The organism is Proteus sp. GOKU, assembly GCF_015475555.1.
Classification (GTDB): Bacteria; Pseudomonadota; Gammaproteobacteria; order Enterobacterales; family Enterobacteriaceae; genus Proteus; species Proteus mirabilis_B.
Genome location: NZ_CP034105.1, coordinates 3,509,850 through 3,534,831 on the forward strand (window position 1 = coordinate 3,509,850; position 24,982 = coordinate 3,534,831).

Here is a 24,982-nt window from a genome sequence, read left to right on the forward strand (position 1 = left end):
AATAACAACTAACACATTGATTTTAAACATCTTATTAAAGCTTTTCGTTTATTTTATTGAGTAATTAGACATAAAAAAACCCAATTTAAAAATTGGGTTTTTATTATTTTTAAGCAACGAAATGTATTGATTAGTCTTCTAATAACAGAACAGATTCTAATGCAATTTCAATCATTTCATTAAAGGTAGTTTGACGCTCTTCTGCAGTGGTCTGTGTACCTTTTTTGATGTGGTCAGATACAGTACAGATAGTCAGTGCTTTTGCGCCGTATTCAGCTGCAACACCGTAGATACCTGCGGCTTCCATTTCAACACCTAGGATGCCGTATTTTTCCATTACATCAAACATTTCTGGATCTGGAGAGTAGAACAGATCAGCAGAGAAGATGTTACCAACGCGAACTTTAATATCTTTCGCTTTTGCTGCATCAACAGCATTTTGAACTAATTGGTAATCAGCGATAGCGGCAAAGTCTTGGTCTTTGAAACGCAGACGGTTAACTTTAGAGTCAGTACATGCGCCCATACCGATAACAACATCACGCAGTTCAACATCTGGTAATACTGCACCACATGAACCAACACGGATGATAACTTTCACGCCGAAATCTGTAATTAATTCTTTTGCGTAAATTGAGCAGGAAGGAATACCCATACCGTGGCCCATTACAGAAACTTTACGGCCTTTATACGTACCTGTAAAACCTAACATACCACGAACATTGTTTACCTGACGCACGTCTTGTAAAAAAGTTTCAGCGATGTATTTAGCACGAAGCGGGTCGCCCGGCATTAAAACGACATCAGCAAAATCGCCCATTTCTGCGTTAATATGAGGGGTAGCCATAATTCTTCCTTTTAATTGATCTTTTTACTATTTAAATATAATTCGGTAGGCATATTGCTATGCCTACCGAAGTAAAATTAAAACATTGCTTTACCGTAATCGACTGGAGACACACCGAAGTATTTAACAACAGTTTGGCCGATATCAGCGAAGGTTTCACGATGACCTAATGAACCTGGTTTAACTTTTGGACCATAAACAAGAACAGGGATGTGCTCACGAGTATGATCAGAACCCGGCCAAGTTGGGTCGCAACCGTGGTCTGCTGTTAAGATAAGAATGTCATCTTCTTTTACCAGTTCCATTAATTCTGGTAAACGACGGTCGAATAACTCAAGTGCTTCACCGTAACCTACTACATCACGACGGTGGCCGTAAGATGAGTCAAAGTCAACAAAGTTGGTGAATACAATTGTGTTGTCGCCCGCGAGTTTCATTTCTTCAAGTGTCGCATCAAACAGAGCATTAATACCCGTTGCTTTCACTTTTTTAGTGATACCTACGTTTGCGTAGATGTCAGCAATTTTACCGATAGAAACAACGTGACCTTGTTTTTCATCAACCAGTTTTTTCAACATAGTTGGTGCTGGTGGCTCAACCGCTAAATCATGACGGTTACCTGTACGAGCGAAGTTACCTGGTTTGTCACCGATAAATGGACGCGCAATAACACGACCAATGTTGTAATCGCCTTTGTTTAGTTCATCACGAGCAATTTCACACAGCTCATATAATTCATCTAAACCGTAAGTTTCTTCATGACATGCGATTTGGAATACAGAGTCAGCAGAGGTATAGAAAATCGGCTTACCGGTTTTCATATGCTCTTCGCCCAGTTCATCCAAAATCACTGTACCAGATGCATGGCAGTTACCTAAGTAACCTGGTAATTTTGCACGTTTAACGATGTTTTCTAACAGTTCTTGTGGGAATGAATTTTTCAGCTCTTTGAAGTATCCCCAATCAAACAGAACAGGAACACCTGCGATTTCCCAGTGGCCTGACGGAGTATCTTTACCAGAAGAGATTTCACTCGCGTAGCCATAAGCACCGATAATATCTGCGTCTTTATCTAAACCAATAGGGAATTTACCTGTTGATTCTTCCGCAGCTTTACCTAAACCTAAACGGCAAAGATTAGGTAAATGAAGAGGACCTTTACGGCCATCTCTATCTGCTTTACCGTCAGCAAACGCTTGTGCGATATGCCCTAAAGTGTCTGAACCTTGGTCACCGAATTTCTCCGCATCACCGGCAGCACCGATACCGAAGGAATCTAATACCATGATATGTACACGTTTCATAATTCTCTCTCCTGTGTCATTCTCCGTAGACCACGGATATGTCACTTATAAATCGTAATTGAGTTCTTATTCGCTGATTTGGCGGTACACCATTGGTGAAGCTTCGCGTTTGCTGTCACCAATTACCATCGCTTTACGGACTTCAGCCGCAGCTTCTTGCCATGATTTTTCACTGTTAGCGTGGATCATCGCTAAAGGTGTATCTGTATTGATTTCAGCACCAAGCGCTACGATGTCGCTTAAGCCAACACTGTAATCAATAGCATCAGTTGCTTTACGACGACCACCACCTAATGTCACAACTGACATACCTAATGCACGCGTATCCATTTCAGTGATAAATCCTGCTTTCTCAGCGAATACAGGTTTACTTAATACCGCAGTTGGCAGGTATTTATTGTAGTTTTCAACAAAATCAGATGGGCCTTTCTGTGCTGCAACCATACGACCAAAGACTTCTGCCGCTTTACCGTTATCCAACACATCTTGCAGTTTTTGACGAGCTTGTTGACGATCATCCGCTAAACGGCCTGATACTAACATTTCAACACACAGCGCCATAGTGACTTCAAATAGACGTGGATTACGATATTCACCTGTTAAGAATTGAACAGCTTCACGAACTTCAACCGCATTACCTGCGCTAGAAGCTAATACTTCGTTCATATCAGTTAACAGTGCAGTGGTTTGACAGCCTGCGCCATTTGCTACTTGAACAATTGACTCAGCCAGCTCTTCAGATTTCTGATAAGTCGGCATAAAGGCACCCGAGCCCACTTTAACGTCCATCACTAACGCATCTAAGCCTTCAGCTAATTTTTTACCTAAAATAGAGGCAGTGATAAGCGGGATTGAGTCAACTGTAGCAGTAATATCACGGGTAGCGTAAAAGCGTTTGTCAGCAGGTGCTAATGAATTAGTCTGCCCAATAATAGCAACGCCGACATTACGAATAATGTCGCGGAATTTCTCATCATCAGGGAAAATATCAAAGCCTGGAATTGCTTCAAGCTTATCTAATGTTCCACCTGTGTGGCCTAATCCACGGCCAGAGATCATAGGAACATAACCACCACAAGCCGCAACCATTGGCCCTAACATCAGTGAAGTTACATCGCCTACACCACCTGTTGAGTGTTTATCAACGATTGGGCCATTTAAATTTAGGCTTTTCCAGTTCAGTACTGTACCGGAATCACGCATAGCTAATGTCAAAGCAACACGCTCTGGCATTGTCATGTCGTGGAAATAAATAGTCATTGCTAATGCAGCAATTTGACCTTCAGAAACAGTATTATCTCTGACGCCATTAATGAAAAAACGAATTTCTTCCTCAGTTAAAGGATGACCATCACGCTTTTTACGAATAATCTCTTGGGCAAGAAACACTGCAACCTCCTGGTTTTATAGCATTGGTAATGCCCACAATAATGAAAAGTGGGCATATTTTACGAATGGATTAGTAACCACTAGACGATTTTTGTTCGCCATGACCTAAAGTGGCTAATAAATTACCTAACAGGCTTGACGCGCCAAAGCGGAAGTGACGGGCATCAACCCAGTTGTCACCCATAATGCGGTTAGCTAATGCAAGGTATTGTGCGGCTTCTTCAGCGGTACGTACACCACCAGCTGGTTTGAAACCAACTTCTTTGCCAACACCCATATCGTGGATCACTTGGATCATTAACTCAGCGCTTTCCAGTGTTGCATTTACAGGTACTTTACCTGTGGAAGTTTTAATAAAGTCAGCACCTGCTTTGATTGAAATTTCAGATGCTTTACGGATAAGTGCTGGATCTTTCAGCTCACCCGTTTCAATAATTACTTTCAGTAAAGAACCTGCTTCTGCACAAGCTTCTTTACAAGCTTTAACGATATCAAAACCGATTTGCTCGTTACCTGCCATAAATGCACGGTAAGGGAAAACTACGTCAACCTCATCTGCGCCATAAGCTAATGCCGCGTTGGTTTCTGCTAATGCGATATCTAAATCATCATTACCATGAGGGAAGTTAGTTACGGTTGCGATACGGACGTCTGGAGTACCCTGTTCGCGTAACACTTTACGTGCTAACGGAATAAAACGTGGGTAGATACAAATAGCGGCTGTATTACCTTCTGGGCTTTTAGCCTGATGACATAATGCAGTCACTTTTGCATCAGTGTCGTCATCATTTAATGTAGTTAAATCCATCAAAGACAGCGCAAGGCGCGCTGCAGCGGTTAAATCTGTCATAAAACTCTCCAACGATGTTTCTCAAGCCCTTTTGGGCATACGCTTAAGGTTAGCGATTAAATTTGTTGGCGAGCGGACTTGGTTCCTTGAAGATGTTGTTGTAACTTGCGCTACAACGACAGCTGAGCTCCCTCTCACCGCGCTATGCTCACTTCGGCGACCCGTCATTGAGCCTTCGCCATTCCATGAAGTTTCAGCACATCTTATTTGAACACGCTAAGGAACAATTAGATGTGCTTTGCGTCACACTAATCAAATGCAACTTGCAAACAATGACATAAAAGTGTGACTAACATCACAATTAGGTCATTTTCTGGTTTAATGTTACTCGAATAGCGCCTTTAAGTCGTCTTTATAACGCAAAAAAAGCGTGATCAATATGAAATGATATTGCTATTGACCCTATTCAATACAAATTGCGAAATATCTCACACAATAAAAGTAGTTAACATTACAGCAGAAAACAAACATAAAAGAGCAGATAGGCAAACCCCATCTGCTCTTCACAATAAAAATCAATTAAGCAGCAACAACAGCCATTGCTGTTAATGCAAAGAAGAAACCTGCAATTGTTGCACTCATTAAGTTAGAGAGCGTACCAGCCAGCACAGCTTTCATACCTAAACGCGCTACATCTTTACGACGGTTTGGTGCCATTCCACCTAAACCACCTAGCAGTACAGCAACAGAAGAGAGGTTAGCAAAACCACACAGTGCAAAGGAGATGATGACCTTCGTTTGAGCCGATAATACAACCAATCCAGAACCTGCGACTAGTGCATCTTCTTTGAGGTATTTACTAAATTCAGAGTAAGCATAGAACTCATTGATAACAATTTTTTGTCCAATAAATGAGCCTGCAATGGTTGCTTCACTCCAAGGTACACCAATCAGGAAAGCAATTGGTGCAAATACCCAACCTAGCACTAGTTCTAATGAGAAATTTTCATAACCAAACCAGCCACCAATACCACCAAGGATACCATTAACTAATGCAATCAATGCAACGAAAGCAAGTAACATAGCACCGACGTTAAGCGCAAGTTGTAAACCTGAAGAGGCACCCGCAGCAGCGGCATCGATAATATTGGCAGGTTTTTCGTCTTCCGCCATTTTATCCAGCGCATCTTTTTGATCATCCGGTGTTTCTGTTTCAGGGATCAGCAATTTAGCAAAGAGTAAACCACCTGGAGCTGCCATAAAGGATGCTGTGATCAGATACTCCAACGGTACGCCCATACTCGCGTATCCAGCGAGTACTGAACCCGCAACAGAGGCTAAACCACCACACATAACCGCAAAGAGTTCTGAGGTTGTCATTCTTGCAATATAAGGGCGAACAACAAGTGGTGCTTCGGTTTGTCCAACGAAAATATTTGCAGTTGCAGACATAGATTCTGTTCGTGATGTGCCAAGTACTTTTTGTAAGCCACCACCCAGAATTTTAATAACTATTTGCATAATGCCGAGGTAATACAGCACTGCAATTAATGAAGAGAAGAACACGATAACAGGTAGTACGCGTAGGGCGAATACGAAGCCGCCACCACCAAACAACTCGAACATTTTATCTGATACTAGGCCTGCGAATAGGAAGCTCATCCCATTATTGCCGTAATCAATAACATTCTTAACGCCATCAGAAACCGCAAGAAGTACCTCGCGACCACCGTCAGAATAAAGAACGAAGGCACCTAAGCCAATCTGAATAAGGAATGCGCCACCAACTGTACGTAGTCTAATTGCACGTCGATTGCTGGAAAACAGAATGGCTATCAATATTAATGTTACCATTCCGACCAAGCTCATAATGAGTTGCATTGAAGGATCCCTGTTCACATAAAAATTTAATGGATTATCAATAATGCCCTTGCCAGAGCTTATTGACTCTTTTTGCCGGATAATTATACCTAGTCTAAGAAAAGAACCCTCAATATCCATCACAAATAGAGTCTGAAAAAAGTAACACAAAAGTCACAAATGAGAAGTTGATCACATAAACAAGAAAGAAAACGCATTTGTTGAACAGGCTAATTAGAAAAAATGCGCTTGGGATTAACAAAACGTATTTTCAATCTTAAATCGAGGGAATAAACAAACGCCCTATTCATATTAATAAGATTAAAATAAGGGGTGTTTTTAACCTTTAGATAAACCGCATTTTCATTCAAGCGCTAGGTAATATTGTTGAGCCCAAATAATTGTAGGCTATTGAGATAGAGTTGCTCTGCGATCACCTCTGGTGATCCTTGACGTAGCTCACAGAGTTGGGAAAAAACGTTCTGAATACGTTCTGGACGATTAGGTTCACCTTGAAAACCACTCACAGGCATATCAGGTGCATCTGTTTCTAGTAACAGATATTCTAGCGGTAACGAGGCAATTGCACGGCGAGTTTTTTGTGCTCGCTCATAAGTAATGGTTCCACCAACGCCAATAAAATAGCCTTGCTGAATAAACTTTTCTGCCTGTTGCAGACTTCCTGCAAAACCATGAATAACCCCTTTACGAGGCACATCATAACGGCGTAAAAGCGCACTTAGTTTATCGTGGGTTTTACGTGAATGTAGGATCACGGGTAAATCAAATTTAATCGCTAACTTAAGCTGTGCAATTAAAAATGCCTCTTGCTTCTCTAGCTGAGGATTTTCCATATAGTCATCAAGCCCAATCTCTCCAATGGCGACACAACGAGAAGCTGTTTTTAATTTTTGTTCTAATTCCAATAGATGTTGTTCAGTGTGCTCTTCAATATATAAAGGGTGTAACCCCAATGCACAATATAATTGATGATGATTATTAGCGAGCTCAGCAACAACATCAAAATTCCAACGGGCAACGGCAGGAATAATTATTTTTTCAACATGAGCTTGATGCGCTAATGACAAGCTATTGGCAATATCATCATAAAAAACTGGGAAATCAAAATGGCAGTGAGTATCAATAAATTTATTCATTCTGAATTTGCCTCACATCAGGATGTACGCTTCGAGTTCCTTGTTGAATAATAGAAGCATTCTCTGCTTTATCCGCCTTTGCTTCTTGTTCAAATAAGCTAAAGACTTTTTTATCGTGCTGTTTGAATTTTTTCTTAGAAAAGTGCTGACCAATTGTCGCCAAAAAATAGCGGCCACAACGTCTACCCACATGATAATCATGATTTAATGCACTTAAACGACTTCCTAATGCACTAGATTGCAATGTCGTTGGTGGATAAATTTCAATAACCACAACATCTTCTGGGGGGGATTGGATAAATTTAATTGTTTCGGTATAGGTTTCGATATGTACTTGAGCCATCTCCATAAAGCGCTGTAAACGGCTATTTTCAAACCATTTTCCCATACGCTCAACCCACTCTGTTGTGTATTGGTATTCAGAAGGAACAGTACGAACAACGACAATAGTACGACAACCTCGTCGATAAGCTTCTCTCACAGGAATAGCATCGCTGATCCCACCATCATGATAAACAACATCATGAAATAAGACACCATTACGATAAAAAGCAGGAATAGCACTGGACGCTTTGATTATCTCAAGCCAAGTCGGTTCATCTGGTTGAAAATAATTTGCCTGAAAATTATCAGAACGACTTGCCACCATATAAAACTCACGCCCAGCATCAAAACGGCGTAGTGCTGTTGGCATATCAAGAGGCATTTCTTTGGCTGTTGTATCTATATACCAATCAAGATCGAGTAAATTGCCACCACGGACAAAACGAATAGGATTGAAGAATTGATTATTGGTTGTATAACGATTAATAATTTTACGTGCATATCCACGCTGACCACAGGCAAAAGCAGATAAATTTTGTGCTCCCGCAGACACTCCAAGTAGAATATCAAAGGGATCAAATTGTGATCGCATAAATTCATCAAGGACACCCGCAGTAAAGATCCCGCGTTGACCTCCGCCTTCACAAACTAAAGCCACTTTGCCTTGTGGTAGTGAGGATTGAAATTCAAGTGCCGTAATATTATTTAATGTGACAGGTATATACTTCCCCATAATGTCTCCTTTATACAACTTATTAAAGGATACCCGCACATCTTTTTGACGTCATTATTTTTACGTATTCATACAAATAAATTAGACAATATCTTCTTGGAATATGACGAATACAAAAGAAAATCATGTTTATGATTTGATATTTACATCTGAGTCTACGCTTTTAACACCTTCAATCTTTTCAATAATTTGTAAGATTTTTTCTTCTTGTGCTTTACTATCAACAAAACCTGAAAGAAAGACATGCCCAAACTCAGTGCGAATAGAAATATTTTCACTATCAATATCTTGCATTGGTAATAGCGTATCTTTAATTTTATTCGAGATGGAAGTATCACTTAAATAATAACCCGTGTTATTTCCACTGTTATTAATTTCGCTATACCACGATGTTTCAGCTGATGCACCCATACTAACAACAGCTAAGCCCATTGACATCACTAACGCTAATTTTAGCGTTTTATATTGTTTCATTGCTCTCCCCCTAATCACAATAACTGCGATAGGAAATATGTGTGTTTTAATATCTGTATTTTTATGAAGTACTACAAAATTTTAACAATCTAAGCTATTACACTAATAAGCTATTTGAGTTAAATAAAGTAAAAAATAACAAATAAAGACTAATCCTAATAATTTTATTCTAATAATAACAAATAAAACTATAAGAAATTTTACATATATTTATAAATAAGTATAAAAACGGGCACAATGTTAACAGAAAAAAAAGAGAGTAATTCCAAATGGAGAAGGGCTTTTTGGCAGGATATTAGTGATATGCAGAGTAGATTTAACAAAGAAAAACGAGTTTATTACTAAGATTTATTGGCTACAAACACTTAAAAAAGTAAAAACACAAAAAAGGCTATATTAAAATATATAGCCTTTTCATTAGATTACATACTCTAAATAATTCAAGTTACAACTGTAAGTATGCCAATGCCATTACTCTAAATAATTCAAGTTGTAGCTAGGCGACAAGTAAATGAGTCGCTAGGAGCATACACAAGTATGTGACTAGTGCGAATGAACGCCGTCAACAACGCTACACCTTGAAGTATGACGAGTAAGACGAGTATCAGTGTTCACGCGTCTGATGAAACTCAACATCAGGATAACGCTCACGCGTTAAATTCAAGTTAACCATCGTTGGTGCGATATAAGTTAAGTTATCGCCGCCATCAAGTGCCAAGTTTTGTTCATTTTTACGTTTAAACTCTTCGAGTTTTTTCTCGTTATTACACTCAACCCAGCGAGCTGTTGAAACGTTAACGGATTCATAAATTGCTTCAACGTTATATTCACTCTTAAGTCTTGCAACAACTACATCAAACTGAAGTACACCCACCGCCCCTACGATTAAATCGTTATTTGCCAGTGGTCTAAAGACCTGTACAGCACCTTCTTCTGATAACTGTACCAATCCTTTAAGTAACTGCTTCTGTTTTAACGGATCACGTAAACGAATACGGCGGAATAACTCAGGCGCAAAGTTTGGAATACCGGTAAATTTCAGGATTTCACCTTGAGTAAAGGTATCACCAATTTGGATTGTACCGTGGTTATGAAGACCAATGATATCCCCTGGATAAGCATGTTCTACGTGAGAACGATCGCCTGCCATAAAGGTTAATGCATCAGAAATCACCACATCTTTTTTGATGCGGACTTGGTGTAACTTCATGCCTTTATCATACATACCTGAAACAACACGCAGGAATGCAACACGGTCACGGTGTTTAGGGTCCATATTGGCTTGGATCTTAAAGACGAAACCTGTGAACGTCTCTTCAGAAGCGGTAATTTCACGCATATCAGTTTGACGAGGCATTGGTGCTGGTGCCCATTTTACAAGGCCATCAAGCATATGGTTAACACCAAAGTTACCTAATGCAGTACCAAAGAACACGGGAGTTAATTCGCCAGCTAAGAATGCTTCATGATCAAATTCATGAGATGCACCTAATACCAACTCTAATTCATCACGTAATTGGCTTGCTAAATCATCACCAATAGCTTCATCAAGCTCTGGGTTATCTAACCCTTTAATGACACGAGAATCCTGAATAGTATGACCTTGACCTGTTTGATAAAGATAGGTTTCATCTTTAAGAATGTGATAAACCCCTTTAAAGAGTTTTCCGCAACCAATAGGCCAAGTCACAGGGCTACATGCAATTTTCAATTCTGTTTCAACTTCGTCCATGACTTCCATTGGATCACGAATATCACGGTCGAGTTTATTCATAAAAGTCAGAATTGGAGTGTCACGTAAACGTGTTACTTCCATTAACTTACGAGTACGATCTTCAACCCCTTTAGAGGAGTCAATTACCATTAAACAGCAGTCAACTGCGGTTAAAGTACGATAAGTATCTTCAGAGAAGTCTTCGTGCCCTGGGGTATCTAATAAGTTAACTAAGCAATCGGCATAAGGGAACTGCATGACTGAGGTTGTAATAGAAATACCACGTTGTTTTTCCATTTCCATCCAGTCAGATTTTGCATGCTGATTTGAACCACGGCCTTTTACGGTTCCTGCACGTTGAATTGCTTGTCCGAATAACAACACTTTTTCAGTGATGGTTGTTTTACCCGCATCGGGGTGGGAAATAATGGCAAAAGTTCTACGACGAGCAACTTCTTGCTGAAAAATAGGATTAGACATCAATGGTGATCTTCTGGTTGATAGACGAGAGAATGTAAGGCACTGATATATTGCGATAAGTAATAATTAAAGTGACTATAAAAGACATTCAACCCGTAAGTTAATCTTAATTGGCGCTTATTTTCGCCTATCTTGTCTGTATAAACAATCAATGGTTACTATTTTATCTGCTTGAGGGAGTGATGCCTAGTGTTCGTGATAGGTAATAACATTCATCAATTATGATCTCACTGTATTATGGTGCTTTATTGGCGAGAGATGAATCAGCTTATTCAAAAAGCTGTTTTATCGTTTTCATCGGAAGAAACATTCTAACTCGCCCATTATGCTCACAAAGAACATCAAAGCCAAACTTTGCATAAAATGATTTTGAGGCATCAGTTAAGCAATCAACAACGACTGCATACGCTCTCATATAGGTATTTACCTTCCACAAATAATGAAGCGCACGAACAAGGCTTATTTTCCCCAAACCAACGCCATGAAAATCTTTATGCACAGCTAACTGAGCAAGTAAAAAAACAGGTATAGGATAACGAGGGAGCTTTTTGGCTAAACTTGTTGGTAATGTTTCTCGATGTATAGCACTAGGCGTTATGCTGTAAAATGCACATATCGAGTATTTTTGATTATCCAACAACTGTTTGCTGGGTAAAACCATTGTCCGGCTTATCCCAGCTTGCATATGCTTAATTGCTTGGGTTTGAAGAAATGTATTAAGCTCCACTTCCCCACAATCAAACGACGTCCTATCATGTTTTAGCTTACATAATTCTTCAAACTCTTTGCCTATACTCACTTAATACCACTTTTATTTGCAAGTTGGACTGCATCAATAAGTGCTTGGTTAGGGGCTTTAGCATTATCACAAGCTGTTAGAAACTCATCAAAAATATCATTTTTAACTTCAATACTTTCGTGTTGCAAAATGACCTGTGTTGCATTTTCATCCATTAACCTAACAACATACTCCGTTAAACTCTTAAGCCCTAACAACGCTGATGCTTTTTCAGCTTTTGCTTTTATCTCTTCGTCAAGCCGAATATCAAGACGTGTTGTTGCCATATAATCTCCTTTGTACGTATCTTTTCCGTACCAAAAGAGATTATATTGCATAGATTTCAACCAATCAACCTTGTACAGCAAATTTCCACTCTTCTTTTCTGTATGCATTACATACAAAGATCTACAATTTCTAACCCAGTTAGCCATTTGTTCTGTGAAGAATGTCATGGTTTGATTTATAAATGTAGCAAGTGCATTGAGAGTTGTTGATTGACTACTCTGCTATTAAAAAAACCAATACCATTAATAAAGCCCTGAATTAGCCTATTTATTTTCGGTTAAAATCGGGATTGAATATAAGATCCTATATAAATACACCTTTATTTAGATTTAATTTTGTCTATATTTAGAGACTAATCACTTTATTTAAAACAAAAACAAATACTCAATTTACTTATTTCAAATACTATTCACCTTTTTAACACTGTTATAATCACCTAACGTTTTAAAATTAAACAATGACAAAAGTGAAATTAACTTGATAAATTTACATTAAGTAAAAATAAAGATAAATTTTAAATACAATTAATAAAAAATAAAATTTTCATACTTCAAATAAAATAAAAAAAACGCCTAATAGAAGGCGTTTTAAATTTAACTTAAATAAAGATTTAATTAGAAAGAAATAGGATAAGCCATGATAATCGCATCTTCATTCCCCGTCTTTGTTGGGTAATAGTTTTTGCGTTTTGAAACGAAATTAAATCCAATAGATTCATAGAGATTGAACGCTTTTTCATTGGATTCTCGCACCTCTAACCACAAGGTAGTGATATTTTTTTTCTCAAGTGTTTCAATCAGTTCTAATAAAAGAGCTTTGCCGTAACCTTTCCCCTGATAATCAGGATGGATTGCAATATTAAAAAGTGTTGCCTCATCTAATATTAATTGCGTAATTGCGAAACCTACAATAATATTATCAATGCAAATTTTCAGATTAAAATAATGACTTCCTTGGTTACTATAAAATGTTTCTTCACTCCAAGGGAATGAATGACTTAATTTTTCAATTTGCCATGCTAAAGGTAAATCAGCAGGGTTTAAGAGTGAAATGGTCTTCATATTGATAGATTTGTTTCCAAAGATCGCGTTTTGCATCAGCATCAAAATATAACTGATGTAATGAAGGGCTTCTCAGAGAAGTATATTCAGAGGGAAGTATGAGATCAGTGCCTAATAACCAGCAGGGAAGATCAAATGATTCTGTGAGCATGCTCACATCATCTGTTGTAATACAATAGATTTCGTCTTTATCTATCCCCATGGCGCTAAAAATATCAGAGAAAAGCCCGTTATTTAGATCAACGGTATCATCAGTAATGATAAGTAAACGTGTTGTATCCGGAAATTGAACAGAATGCTCGCCTTTTAACACAGCAGGCTTACGAAGTACCCACTGACGAATTCCAAGTTGGGATAACATTCTGTCTTTACGGCTCATTATGCTTACCTATCAAGTGTAGAACAACGGTACATAGTATCAGAGGGCATAAACTACGCCAATAAATAGCGTCGGTTTCTTTATATCTGATATCATGCGTCTCATGTTTTTTAAGGAGTAATAATCATAATGTCCTCACTGTCCCCTGCTAGCGAAGTTATTCTTCGTCACCTAGATCATTTCGCAGACAGGCATGTACTTATTGCAGGTGATCTTCAAGATACTTTCGCGGCGCAAATTCAGGCGAAAAGTGTCAGAGCATATACCAACCAATATCACCAGTGGCTACCATTACTAAAATCAATGGGTGATAACGCACTCTTCGGTTTAGTTGCAGATCAGTCCTTTGTGAAATATTGCAATACCTTGATCTATTTTTGGCCTAAAAATAAAAACGAAGCCACTTTCCAACTGCGTAGCCTTTGCTCTAACTTACAAGTGGGTACTGAAATCTTTATCGTTGGTGAAAACCGTAGCGGTGTTAAAAGTGCCACTGAATTAATGAACGGTATCGCTAAACTAAAAAAAATAGATTCAGCACGCCGTTGCAGCTTATTTTTTGGTACTCAAACATATCAAACACTGTTTGACCGTAATAACTGGTGGCAAACTTATCGCCATGATGATCTTACTGTAATGGCATTACCGGGCGTCTTTAGCCAAAATGCATTAGATGAGGGTAGCCGCTTATTACTTTCAACTTTTGATGATGCAATGGTTGGCGACTTACTGGATATGGCATGTGGCTGTGGTGTCCTCGCCACTGTACTCGGTAAGAAAAACCCAATGTTAAAACTGACACTGTGTGATGTGAATGCCGCAGCAATTTCTTCTAGTATCGCCACCTTAAACGTGAATGAATTAGAAGGTCGAGTGATTGCAAGTAATGTCTATTCAGCAATTGAAGAAACTTATGATTGGATAATCTCAAACCCGCCTTTCCATGATGGTTTAGGCACAAGCTATGAAGCAGCTGAAGATATCATTCGTCTTGCACCAAATTATTTGAAAAGAGGCGGTAAATTACGAATTGTGGCGAATTCGTTTATCCCTTATCCAGATATATTGGATCATGTATTTGGCTCTCACGAAGTGCTTGCATCAACAGGTAAATTCAAAGTTTACCAAGCAACTAAAAAAGACTAATCACAAGCCCTGTTATAAGCCCTCCCAGTAATTGATTTTCCAACTACTGGGGGTCTTCAGTTTACGTCTAAAAACAGTCATCTAATAACAAATCCTTTCATTTTCAAGCGAAAGTTATCATTTTTTTGAGCCAATAACCTGACCACTTTTATTTAGGTAAATGGTCTCACCATTACTACCTGTACGGGCTGAACCAGTGATTTGGCCACTTTTATTTAGGTAGGTAGTCTCACCGTTACTGCCTGTACGGGCTGAGCCAGTGACTTGGCCACTTTTATTTAGGTAAGTAGTCTCACCATTACTACCTGTACGGGCTGAGCCAATGACCTGGCCACTTTTATTTAGGTAAGTGATCTCACCGTTACTACTTGTACGGGATGAACCAATGACTTGACCACTTTTATTTAGGTAAATGGTCTCACCGCTACTACCTGCACGGGTTGAGCCAACAACTTGACCCGTTTTATCTTTGAAGATTTCTGCATATACATTACTTGATATCATCACAGATAAAATAACAATCAACATATTGATTTTTTTCATAAAAAACCTCATGAACGTATTGCGAAATTGGTTTTTGTAATGATTATTAATCTTAGCTCTAAAAAAAATATAGTCGATCTATTTTATGTATTTCTCTCGCTGTTTTATTTTTCATCACTAAGATAATTTATTGATAAAAAATAATTGACGCCAAAAATAAAAGGCATAAAATTCGCTTCCTGTCTGAATGCGAGAGTGGCGGAATTGGTAGACGCGCTAGCTTCAGGTGTTAGTGTCCTTACGGACGTGGGGGTTCAAGTCCCCCCTTTCGCACCAACAGACACAATTAATTGAGTAAGACTGCGAGGATGGCGGAATTGGTAGACGCGCTAGCTTCAGGTGTTAGTGTTCTTACGGACGTGGGGGTTCAAGTCCCCCTCTTCGCACCACTCAATAACCCTTTTTTCTCCTTGTGATAACACCCATTCTATTACACACCGAATATTCTATTCTCTATCCATAATATGCGACTAAAAGTGTCATAAAACTGTAGGTCAATACAACACCTGCGGGGATCATTACCCACATCTGTAATTTTTTATGAAATAGCATCAAGGTGGATAACAGCATTGAAACCACTAAAACCAGCGTAAAGGCAGATGTCCCTGCAATAGAATGCATGATCACTGTTAGTAAAGAAGAAACCGCCAACATTTCCCATAAACTAATGCGAGATGTCCAAGATGTCACTGGAGATATACGTGTTGGTTTAGCCATAATAACCCACCATTAATGATAATGATTTTCATTATTATATATAACACCTATACTAAATCAACTTATATAAAGAAAAAACTTACTTTATATCCTTATTTTTTAAAGGGTTATGTCTATTCATTAGTGTCATAAACAAAAAAAGCCTTATCATTTTCATGATAAGGCGTTTAATTTTATTATGTGTTGTACTGATCAATAAACGAAACTAAGCATTATTTGACTTGATAAAATGAAAGACTAAATGAATATCTTCAGGCTCTCTTTCATAAAGTTCAGGATCAGGAATATCAATTAAACGACACCCTAAATGCTGATAAAAATTCACACTATTTTCAGAAGGTGTTGATGAGATATATAATCCACCAGCCCCTTTTTTCTTCGCATATTCCACACAATAATCAAATAATATTCGTGCTAAACCTTGCCTACGTTGCTGGTGGCTAACATGTAAAAAAGAGAGTTGAAGTAGAGTACCATTTTGACCGCGTTTTTGCGGATCAACACTCGCAGCTGCAACCAATTGACCTTGTTTAAAAACACCCCAGAAAGGCGCTCCTCGGTCAAAACTTTCGAGTAAAACAGGAGTGTAATGCTCTGCTTCACCTTCTGGCCAACCTTTCATATCAAAGCGTTGTTCTGATAAATGCAACGTTCCGTCTTTTAATACATATAGCTTTTCAATAAGCTCAGTTCTATCAATTTCCCACACTTGTGGAATTTCATTTCTTGTTAATTGACGAATATTGTTTTTCATTATTAAAGATTAACCTGTTCTGATGATGATTCACTTCGTTCTAATGCGTGGTAAGCCACTGCACAGAATAAGGAATTCAACCGTTTCATATCACCGAGCAAACTGGTATGCAGAGAACTGGTTTCAATGCTTTGCATATTATGCAAATGAAGACGTTCTACATGAGCAAACGAGTAACGCTGGTTGAGTAAACGGAAACGATGCTTTGCTCGACGTAATTTACGAGCATGTTCCATATTGCCGGAAACAAATACCGACATCGCCAGATTCAGATTACTTTGCAGACGCTCAAGGAGTGTCTGTAATTCACGACGTCCTTCCTCCGATAAAAATAAGTGATGATTTAAACCTTTACTCACCACTTCAGCCGACATACGCGCAATGATAGCGGATGATTGTTGTAAATTCATCGCTGTATCAATAATTTCAGCCCAACGTCGAGAATCTTCAGTTCCTAGATCATGCTGTTGAATTTGTGCCATATACAATTTAATGCTGCTGTGGAGTAATTCCACCTCTTCTTCTAACTGGCTAATTTCCCTTTTTTGCTGACGATCGCCTTCCATTAATGCAGTAAAACGTTGCAGCATTTGTTCTATAACATCACCTAATCGTAGTGATTCTCTAACCGCATTAGCAATTGCCAACGACGGTGTATCAATCGCGGATTGGTCTAAATACCGCGGCGCCATTTCAGATTCAGTAACCGGTAATTCAGGAATAAGTCGCTGACATAATTTCGCCATTATACCGACAAAAGGGATCATCAAAATACAGCGAACAAGATTATAAATAACATGAAAATAGATAACGACTTCAGCCGGTGAAAATCCATACTGCTGAATTTTATTTGCAATGATGGTAATCCAAGGTAAAACCAATAGCGCACCAATCAATTTAAAAAATAGACTTCCTAGTACTACTTGGCGTGAAACAACACTTTGACCTCGACTACTCATTAGCGCCAGCAAACCACTACCAATATTAGAACCAATCACAATGCATAAGCTGATATATAAAGGCATTAGCCCAGTTGCACTCAGTGTCGCGGTTAATAATACGGCGGCAAGGCTCGAGTAACTTACCATCGCAAATAAAGCACCCACGAGAAGCGCTAAAACAGTATCGCCACTTAATGAAGTAAAGATAGCTTGTACCGCACTGGCATGGGTAATTGGCTCGGCAGAGGTGACTATCAGTTGTAAGGCTAAAATAATTAAACCAAGACCAATTCCTACGCGCCCTAATTGCCCAACTCGCTCTTTTTTACGACTTAGAAAAGTGATCACCCCGACAAGAATAAGCAGTGGTGATAACCAAGAGAGATCAAAGGTTAACACTCGCGCCATAAGTGCAGTACCCACATCTGCACCTAACATAATAACCAGTGCTGGTGTAATCGAAATCAGTCCTTGCGTCACAAAAGAGATAACCAAAAGTGCCGTCGCATTACTGCTTTGGACTAATGCCGTTACTCCCACCCCCGCAAGGAAAGCGTTGGATTTCTTATTAATACTTTTACCTAAAATTCGGCGTAAATCAGAACCAAAGACACGCATAATGCCTGTACGAACAATATGTGTTCCCCAGACAAGAAGCGCGACTGATGAGAGTAAATGAAGCAGTGTCAGCATAGAAAGAATAACCTTATTTTTATCGTTGTTTGTTTGACTCTGTTCTCCTTCAATCTCATAAAAAAGAGAAAGACCACGAGCAGATAATCTATCTGAGAAAAGATTTTTTACGGGTAATGCCTTAATAACGTAGAGCGTTATTAGACAAAAAGATATTGCAACTTAAGTGCAATAATCAATGGAGAAGTTGAGAATATTACATAGATTAATTTGTAAATTCTGTTAATTATAGCAGAGAATGTGTAACTTTCAAAATCAGCCTGTAAATAACCTATTGATTTATTATCATTTTATTTTAAATAGACTAAATTATTAATAAAAAAACGCGACCAGAGGGTATCTCTCTAAGTCGCGCGAAAATACAACAATTTAGTAAGGCAATTCGACTACAAGTTCAGACAGACTATAAATTCAACTTAAATTTATTTCAGACCCATCGCATCACGCATTGTGAAGAACAAGTCTGTTTGGTCAGTTAACCCAACCACATTGGCAGCGTGTGGGCCATAAGCAGCAACACGTAACTGAGCCCCTGTATGTTCTTGGGATTCTTCTTCCGAGTTACCGTAATTCACCACCATTACTGCACCATCTTTAGTGATAAGCGCTTGTGTTAAGCCACTTGATTTCACATCTGCTTCAATAATTTGGCTTGAATGAGCATGGTCAGCCGTCACGATAATCAGAGTGTCACCGTTTTGCTTAGCGAAATCTAAACCGATTTGTACGGCTTCATCTAATGCAACAGTTTCACCAATTTGTCCGCAAGGATTAGCATTATGATCTTGCTTATCAATAGAGGCACTTTCGACTTGTAAGAAGAAACCTTTTTCATTGCTCTTCAGTAAGTCGATCGCTTTTTTGGTCATTTGTGCCAGTGTTGGCGCATTTGGATCAAGTTTAGAATTAGGTTTGCACTCTAAGGGTGGATTGTTCAAATTACCATGATATGTCGCTTTAGGGCCTTCCCACGCCACAGCCATATTGCCCTCGTGGAACAAACCTAATACTGGTTTATCTTGGTTTGCCAACGTAATCGCATCCAGTGATTTTGCATCCTTCACGATTTGATAACCACGTTCAATCGCTTGCTGTTCTAATGTTTTACCTTTGTACTCACCCGCAGCCGCAGTCTGAGCAAAACTTTTCGCTCCGCCCCCTAATGTAACGTCTGCGCGAGTCACTAAAAGTTGCTCAGAGATAGAGCCTCTACCGCCATTTTCTAATGCGTTTGTTGAGCATTTTTCTAAAGTCTCAACGGGACCATAGCATTTACGTCCTGTCACATGCGAAAACAGTGCCGCAGGTGTTGCATCTTGAATTTCCGATGTCGTCACATTCCCTGTTGCCTTTCCATTGGCTTTTGCTAATTCCAAAATAGTTTGGTGATCCTTACCAAACACATCAATTCCTAATGCACCATTATAAGTTTTCACACCCGAAGCCCATGCTGTCGCAGAAGCGGCGGAGTCTGTTACATAGTTAGGTTTTTGTGTTTTTCTATCTAAAGCATAGTGTGTGTATTGACCCGTCATCGGTAAGGCATCGATACCTTTAAAGAAACCACCTGCACCTTCCGCGTAGTTACGCGCAACAGTGATTTCAGAATCCCCCATACCATCACCAATAAAGAGGATCACATTTTTTGCTTGGTTATTATTTAAAGCTGCTTTTAATGCCTCAGTTTGATCTTGAGTCATACGGCGAGCACCGCCAAATTCCGTGATATTACCTTTTGCTGCGCGATCTTGTGCCAAAATTGCATCAGCAGCAACGGGAGCTGCAAAAGAAGAGAAACTCGCGCCAGCCAATAGCGTTGTTACAATAACGGATAAAATAGAACGTTGGTAACGATGAGACATAGCTTTTTCCTTGCACTCTAAAGTAAAAAAAACAGGATTAATGTTTTAAGTCAGGAAAAGCTTACGGCAGTTAAATGACAGAGAAATGAAGAGTAAAAGCGATTTCGATGACAACTTTATGACAAGTTAATGACAAACAAAAAGCTTATACCGCGAATGCATGTATAAGCTTCTGTTGTATTAAAGCATATTGTTAAAGCGAGGTATCGAGTTGAGGCCTTAAACTAGTCATTCTCTTGGGTTAATGCTTTAGCCCCCAAATACAGGGTTTCACACCAAGAAATATAATCATGCCCACTGGCCATTTCGAGTGATTGAACCGGATAACCTTTTTGCTCTAAAACCTGCTTAAGGTGACGGTTATTATTTAAAATTCCGCCTTTATCTCCCCGACTTTCAAATAGCCCAGCCTCTAAGAAAAACTGCAATGGCTTTCTATCTGCTTGCTCAAATTGTCGAATAAGCCATTCAGGCTCTTCATTTTCAGGCGTCCACCAATAAGAGCCAGACATACTCAACACTTTACCAAAGCGATCAGGGCGATTAAATGCGACCCATGAAGATGCTAATCCGCCATAACTTGAGCCAGATACTATCGTTTCCTCTCCAGATACGTGAACGCCCTTCTCTTTTTCTAGCCAAACAAATAGTTCATCTGCTAAGAAACGGTAAAAATCAGGGTTTGGTGGTAACTCAACACTACGGCGATCACTATCAATGCTATCAACAAATAAGATCATCATAGGTGCCAATTTGCCTTCCTCGATCTGTTTATCAAAAAACCGATCAATACCATATTGGCGACGATAAGTTTGACCATCAAATAAGACCAAGATCCGCGGTATTTCCATTTTTTGGGCTGGCTGATAAAGTGCGATTTCACGATCATTATTTAAGATCTTACTGTGAAAACGAACAATCTCTGTCTTACCCTTCATTGTTCTATCAAGAATATCAGGCAATTGGCATTCACGTTTACTGTCTAACGACAATAACGAAAAGTGATTATAGATATCCTCAGATTGACTTGGAGAATTTTGGGAATTAAACGGATCAGCTTGTGCTGTGGTTAAAATTGCGCGACGTTGCTCAAATGGTGCTGAATTTTCAATAACAGGTACATCTGGCGCTAACTTATATTGCATTAATGTATCGTTAGGCACGATATAACTACGATACCAAATATCACTATTGGCTAAATGCGTTAATGGATCATGATTACCATCAGGTGATCCCAATAAATAGACATTCTTTTTTGCGCCTCGCCATAAAAAAGTCACTCGCTTTTTATCATTATCATAAGGCTCAATCAGAGGAGCGCCTTCCTGACGTATTTGTTGCCAAAACGCCTGAATATTTTGTTGATTAAGCTGTTTTGCGAGTGTTTGTAAACGGGGGCTTGTTGGTGCAATACCGGCATCTTTATCTAACGGTTGATAAGGCTGTGTTGTTAACGTGAATTGCCACTGTTTTTTAGCTTCACCTTGTGCAACCAATTGATAATTTGCCGTTTCAGGTAATAAAAAGCGTACTTTTTGTTGCCCATCAGCGGGAATATCCTTTAATAAACTACGAATATGAGTGCCATCTTGTTTCTCTAACCGTAGGTTTTGTATCCCTTTTGCGTTTAATTCAACATAACGTTGGCTTTCGAAATGAGCGGTAAAACACAACGTATTGTTGTTATCAAACTGACCTGTCATTTCTATATTTTCAGTTACTGCTAAGCAACTAGCAAAACTGGGAAAAGAGGCCATCAATGCGCATATCATCAGAGGAATTCTCACTTTATTTCTCATTATTAACTATTGTGAGAATCAATAGTAATGATAATTGTTATCAATTCAATAAAAATTAAGCGTGTACAAATTTATAATAAATTTAGTACCTCAGTAAAAAATAATAAAAACCTCCTCAATCATTTTTGTTATTGAGGAGGCTTCCTTTCTAAGCTAATTAACGTTAAAACGCTCCCATTAACGCTCTTCTAGTGGATAACTACGGAAACTCCATAATCCTAGCGCTTTTAAGCCATCACGATAAATACCTTGTATATCTGATTTACTTGCCTTTTGTAATTCAGCTAATGGCTTATCTGGTGCAACAACCGTTAGATAAGTAATGTCACTTGGGCCACTTTGCCAGCTTGCAAGCGTGAAAATCGCATCTGCACGACGAACATGACTACCAGAGCTAATAATAACGGCTGTTTTAATACGATGTTTGGTTAAGGCATAGCGACTAAATAACGCATTTTCGACGGTTGTGCGCGCATAGTTCTCTTGGAAAATACGCTCTGGTGCGATACCATTTTTCACCAACCAATCCGCCATTAATTTACCTTCTGTTTGATGAGCTTTAGGCACACCACCCGTAACGACAATCATGGCTTCAGGCAATTGCTTAGCCACTTCTAAGGTTTTATTTAGACGCTCAATTAAGATTTTGTTCATTGTACCATCGGGATTTAATGCATAACCCAATGTCACAATCGCGTTGTTATCTTTGGTTTTATTTAATTTCGCTAAATCTGTTTGTGTTAATTTATCACTTAATGGCATTGTGCTTACGCGATCAATTTGTGCAAAGAAGCGGCTGATCTCTTCAGCTTTAGCTGGATTTAATGATTTCAATTTAGCGAAATACGCTTCGCTCTCTTTGTCTTTACCTTCAAAACGAGTCCATGAAGTGACGTAAATTAGCGCATCAATATCATCAGGAGCCGCTTCTAGGATCTGTTTATAAATCGTAATCGCACGAGGAACATCATTGTTATAAATATAAGCGCTAGCAGTACTAAATAATAAATCGAGGCGATAAGGCTCTAATTTATAAGCTTGTTGCAGTTTTTGCGCCACAATTTCCATATTTGATGGCAGTTTTCCCGTAAAACCAGCATCAGAGACACGCGCTGGTGACTTAAAGGCATCTAATGCATCTTGGATCAAGCTATCAACCGTTTGGCGCTGAGAGACATACTGCTGATAGCTATTATCTGGTTGATGAACTTTTTGATAAGCCAATGCATTTGATGAGACGGTAAAACCTAAAGCAGCAATCGCTAACGAAATGACTGTTTTCTTGATATGAAGTGAAACACGGGAAGGTTGCGCCATTATCTTGTCCTTTTACGAAAAATAGTCTGCTTCTTCACTTGAGCGAATGAAGATAGAGAGTGTGACTCCTCACACCTAATGGCAAAAGAAATACACACCGATAAATCTATACCTGTTATCTATAATAGAGATCCCCGCATTAATTTTCAGTAACCTTTTTCACCTTATTGAAAAAAATAGCATTATTACGTAGATAGCTTATTTGACAGATTTTTTTATGTATTTTTATCTTTTGGTGAGTGATTTTGTTCTGATAGGGCATCAGTGATAAAGAATAATAAATAAAAGGAATTTACTCTGAGAGGAAAGCGTTGAGTTTTGAGAACAGTGATTATTTTTATTCTAAAATATAAAACGCCCCATAAGGCGTTTTATATTAATGTATTCACTCAATATGCTTTGATTGCATCATCAATAATTCTCTGACTAATTCAACGCAACTTAAGAAGCGTTCGTCATAATCAGGTGAGTTAACTTTAATATACTCGATATTGTTTTTATCGAGCATTTCCATTAGTAAGGTTTGGAAACGGCGACGATCTTTATCACTACCTAAACTACGCAAACCATCTGCTACCCACGGCGTATTATTTTCTAGCAAAATAACTAAATCAAAACGGTATTCATCAATCAGGGCTTGAACAAAGGGATGTTCTTTACCTTCATAACGCAAGCAGAATGCCTGTGTTGTGACAAAATCCGTATCAACAAAAGCGACTTTATTTGCATATTTAACAGCAAAATCAATATATTGAGCATGTCCTAAAGCAATTTTATCGTAGTCGGAATATTGTAATGCCATTTCATCGCCACCAAGGTGAGAAAATACATAATCACGACCATATTCCCATGCACTCGTCGTATTAAAAATATTGGCAAGCTTATTCACTAACGTTGATTTACCACTGGATTCGCCACCCAAAATCGCCACTGTGCGCACAAAGAAGGGTTTAACTTCTGTTGGAATATATTCCCAATATTTAAAAGGTGCTTGGCGAATTTGACTGCCACTGATATTCATAAATGAGCGTTCAGGATCAATCAATACCGTTTCAATACCCAAGAAAGCATTATATTGATCCGCATCTTCCCGTTCACTGGTATAGATAAAATCGGGGGTTATTTGCTTTTCACGTAAAAATGTTTTGATCCCCTCACTCCACATTTCCCAACCGTGAGGCTGTGGCTCTATACCGTGTTCATCAAACTCATGAATACGGATATTTTTTTGATATTTAAAGGTTTGTAATAACCAGCGCAATCTATCACTGACTGTCGGTTGTTGTGACATCGCACTGTTGATAAATAGGTTTTTATCACGAGGCTCGTCATGACATAAAATGACGTGCAATTCATCAACTTGACTACAAGCGCGTTGAATTAAATAAATATGTCCTGTGTGAAGAGGATAAAATTTGCCAAAAATCACACCGATAGTTTTCTTTTTCACTGGGTATTCTAACCCTAAAAATTGGTGTAATGCCGACATCTTTTGAGCACTGGGACTCTTGATTTTATTATTAATCAATTGGCTAAGATAGCCTTTCGTCATATCACTTTCATCAGCAACTTGTTGTAAAGTATATCCATTTTTTCTGATAGCCTGTTTGATATAATCAAAAGAACCCATAC

22 protein-coding genes and 2 tRNA genes are annotated in these 24,982 nt (G+C 38.7%); 3 read left to right on the forward strand and 21 right to left on the reverse strand.

Features of this window, described 5'->3' with window-relative positions:
* Nucleotides 1–130 precede the first annotated feature (130 nt).
* The 13 genes from deoD to EHE21_RS16115 form a co-directional block, all read right to left on the reverse strand.
* Nucleotides 131–847 (reverse strand): purine-nucleoside phosphorylase, encoded by a 717-nt coding sequence (deoD, locus tag EHE21_RS16055; protein WP_036934279.1) that lies wholly within the window; start codon nucleotides 845–847, stop codon nucleotides 131–133.
* A gap of 77 nt (nucleotides 848–924) precedes the next feature.
* On the reverse strand, nucleotides 925–2,151 hold the full coding sequence (deoB, locus tag EHE21_RS16060) for a phosphopentomutase (protein ID WP_194951232.1): 1,227 nt from the start codon (nucleotides 2,149–2,151) through the stop codon (nucleotides 925–927).
* Nucleotides 2,152–2,217: 66 nt separating this feature from the next.
* Nucleotides 2,218–3,540 (reverse strand): thymidine phosphorylase, encoded by a 1,323-nt coding sequence (deoA, locus tag EHE21_RS16065; protein ID WP_006536108.1) that lies wholly within the window; start codon nucleotides 3,538–3,540, stop codon nucleotides 2,218–2,220.
* Between the two features lie 70 nt (nucleotides 3,541–3,610).
* Complete coding sequence (gene deoC, locus EHE21_RS16070) at nucleotides 3,611–4,390, reverse strand: deoxyribose-phosphate aldolase (RefSeq protein WP_064721106.1); 780 nt, start codon at nucleotides 4,388–4,390, stop codon at nucleotides 3,611–3,613.
* Nucleotides 4,391–4,909: 519 nt separating this feature from the next.
* Nucleotides 4,910–6,211 carry a NupC/NupG family nucleoside CNT transporter gene (locus tag EHE21_RS16075; RefSeq protein ID WP_088494573.1) on the reverse strand — a complete coding sequence of 434 codons (1,302 nt, stop codon included), beginning with the start codon at nucleotides 6,209–6,211 and terminating at the stop codon, nucleotides 4,910–4,912.
* A gap of 353 nt (nucleotides 6,212–6,564) precedes the next feature.
* The gene (locus EHE21_RS16080; RefSeq protein ID WP_194951233.1) at nucleotides 6,565–7,347 is read right to left on the reverse strand and encodes a TatD family hydrolase; all 783 of its coding nucleotides are present in this window, start codon (nucleotides 7,345–7,347) and stop codon (nucleotides 6,565–6,567) included.
* Nucleotides 7,340–8,404 (reverse strand): patatin-like phospholipase family protein, encoded by a 1,065-nt coding sequence (locus EHE21_RS16085; RefSeq protein ID WP_194951234.1) that lies wholly within the window; start codon nucleotides 8,402–8,404, stop codon nucleotides 7,340–7,342. Before EHE21_RS16085 ends, EHE21_RS16080 begins: the two co-directional genes overlap by 8 nt.
* Before the next feature lie 129 nt (nucleotides 8,405–8,533).
* Entirely contained in the window at nucleotides 8,534–8,878 is a 345-nt protein-coding gene (locus EHE21_RS16090; protein ID WP_194951235.1) for a BON domain-containing protein, read from the reverse strand.
* 604 nt (nucleotides 8,879–9,482) lie between these two features.
* The gene (gene prfC, locus EHE21_RS16095) at nucleotides 9,483–11,072 is read right to left on the reverse strand and encodes a peptide chain release factor 3 (protein WP_194951236.1); all 1,590 of its coding nucleotides are present in this window, start codon (nucleotides 11,070–11,072) and stop codon (nucleotides 9,483–9,485) included.
* Nucleotides 11,073–11,340: 268 nt separating this feature from the next.
* Nucleotides 11,341–11,871, reverse strand: coding sequence for a GNAT family N-acetyltransferase (locus tag EHE21_RS16100; protein WP_194951237.1), 531 nt, complete (start codon nucleotides 11,869–11,871; stop codon nucleotides 11,341–11,343).
* Complete coding sequence (locus EHE21_RS16105; protein WP_194951238.1) at nucleotides 11,868–12,137, reverse strand: DUF1778 domain-containing protein; 270 nt, start codon at nucleotides 12,135–12,137, stop codon at nucleotides 11,868–11,870. Before EHE21_RS16105 ends, EHE21_RS16100 begins: the two co-directional genes overlap by 4 nt.
* A 615-nt stretch (nucleotides 12,138–12,752) precedes the next feature.
* The gene (gene rimI / locus EHE21_RS16110) at nucleotides 12,753–13,199 is read right to left on the reverse strand and encodes a ribosomal protein S18-alanine N-acetyltransferase (RefSeq protein ID WP_023582914.1); all 447 of its coding nucleotides are present in this window, start codon (nucleotides 13,197–13,199) and stop codon (nucleotides 12,753–12,755) included.
* The gene (locus EHE21_RS16115; protein WP_023582915.1) at nucleotides 13,168–13,578 is read right to left on the reverse strand and encodes a DNA polymerase III subunit psi; all 411 of its coding nucleotides are present in this window, start codon (nucleotides 13,576–13,578) and stop codon (nucleotides 13,168–13,170) included. The genes rimI and EHE21_RS16115 overlap by 32 nt, the downstream gene beginning before the upstream one ends.
* Before the next feature lie 129 nt (nucleotides 13,579–13,707).
* On the opposite strand from EHE21_RS16115, the gene rsmC reads away from it, so the two are divergent.
* On the forward strand, nucleotides 13,708–14,724 hold the full coding sequence (gene rsmC / locus EHE21_RS16120) for a 16S rRNA (guanine(1207)-N(2))-methyltransferase RsmC (RefSeq protein WP_088494568.1): 1,017 nt from the start codon (nucleotides 13,708–13,710) through the stop codon (nucleotides 14,722–14,724).
* 117 nt (nucleotides 14,725–14,841) lie between these two features.
* On the opposite strand, the gene EHE21_RS16125 is transcribed toward rsmC, so the two are convergent.
* A complete protein-coding gene (locus EHE21_RS16125) occupies nucleotides 14,842–15,267 on the reverse strand; it encodes a hypothetical protein (RefSeq protein ID WP_194951239.1) in 426 nt (141 codons plus the stop codon).
* Nucleotides 15,268–15,456: 189 nt separating this feature from the next.
* On the opposite strand from EHE21_RS16125, the gene EHE21_RS16130 reads away from it, so the two are divergent.
* Together EHE21_RS16130 and EHE21_RS16135 are read left to right on the forward strand one after the other, a co-directional pair.
* A tRNA-Leu gene (locus tag EHE21_RS16130) sits at nucleotides 15,457–15,543 on the forward strand.
* A gap of 26 nt (nucleotides 15,544–15,569) precedes the next feature.
* Nucleotides 15,570–15,656, forward strand: a tRNA-Leu gene (locus EHE21_RS16135).
* A gap of 64 nt (nucleotides 15,657–15,720) precedes the next feature.
* On the opposite strand, the gene EHE21_RS16140 is transcribed toward EHE21_RS16135, so the two are convergent.
* From EHE21_RS16140 to nadR, 7 genes are all read right to left on the reverse strand, one after another.
* On the reverse strand, nucleotides 15,721–15,984 hold the full coding sequence (locus tag EHE21_RS16140; protein WP_194951240.1) for a DUF1435 family protein: 264 nt from the start codon (nucleotides 15,982–15,984) through the stop codon (nucleotides 15,721–15,723).
* 205 nt (nucleotides 15,985–16,189) lie between these two features.
* Nucleotides 16,190–16,738 (reverse strand): GNAT family N-acetyltransferase, encoded by a 549-nt coding sequence (locus EHE21_RS16145; RefSeq protein ID WP_194951241.1) that lies wholly within the window; start codon nucleotides 16,736–16,738, stop codon nucleotides 16,190–16,192.
* Nucleotides 16,739–16,740: 2 nt separating this feature from the next.
* On the reverse strand, nucleotides 16,741–18,372 hold the full coding sequence (locus tag EHE21_RS16150; protein ID WP_194951242.1) for a Na/Pi cotransporter family protein: 1,632 nt from the start codon (nucleotides 18,370–18,372) through the stop codon (nucleotides 16,741–16,743).
* A 422-nt stretch (nucleotides 18,373–18,794) separates the two neighbouring features.
* The gene (gene phoA, locus EHE21_RS16155) at nucleotides 18,795–20,234 is read right to left on the reverse strand and encodes an alkaline phosphatase (RefSeq protein ID WP_194951243.1); all 1,440 of its coding nucleotides are present in this window, start codon (nucleotides 20,232–20,234) and stop codon (nucleotides 18,795–18,797) included.
* A gap of 224 nt (nucleotides 20,235–20,458) precedes the next feature.
* Nucleotides 20,459–21,991: an alpha/beta hydrolase-fold protein gene (locus EHE21_RS16160; RefSeq protein ID WP_228766704.1), complete on the reverse strand. Its 1,533-nt coding sequence runs from the start codon at nucleotides 21,989–21,991 to the stop codon at nucleotides 20,459–20,461.
* A 219-nt stretch (nucleotides 21,992–22,210) separates the two neighbouring features.
* Complete coding sequence (locus EHE21_RS16165; protein ID WP_194951244.1) at nucleotides 22,211–23,350, reverse strand: ElyC/SanA/YdcF family protein; 1,140 nt, start codon at nucleotides 23,348–23,350, stop codon at nucleotides 22,211–22,213.
* Between the two features lie 385 nt (nucleotides 23,351–23,735).
* Nucleotides 23,736–24,980 (reverse strand): multifunctional transcriptional regulator/nicotinamide-nucleotide adenylyltransferase/ribosylnicotinamide kinase NadR, encoded by a 1,245-nt coding sequence (gene nadR / locus EHE21_RS16170; protein ID WP_194951245.1) that lies wholly within the window; start codon nucleotides 24,978–24,980, stop codon nucleotides 23,736–23,738.
* Between the last annotated feature and the right edge of the window lie 2 nt (nucleotides 24,981–24,982).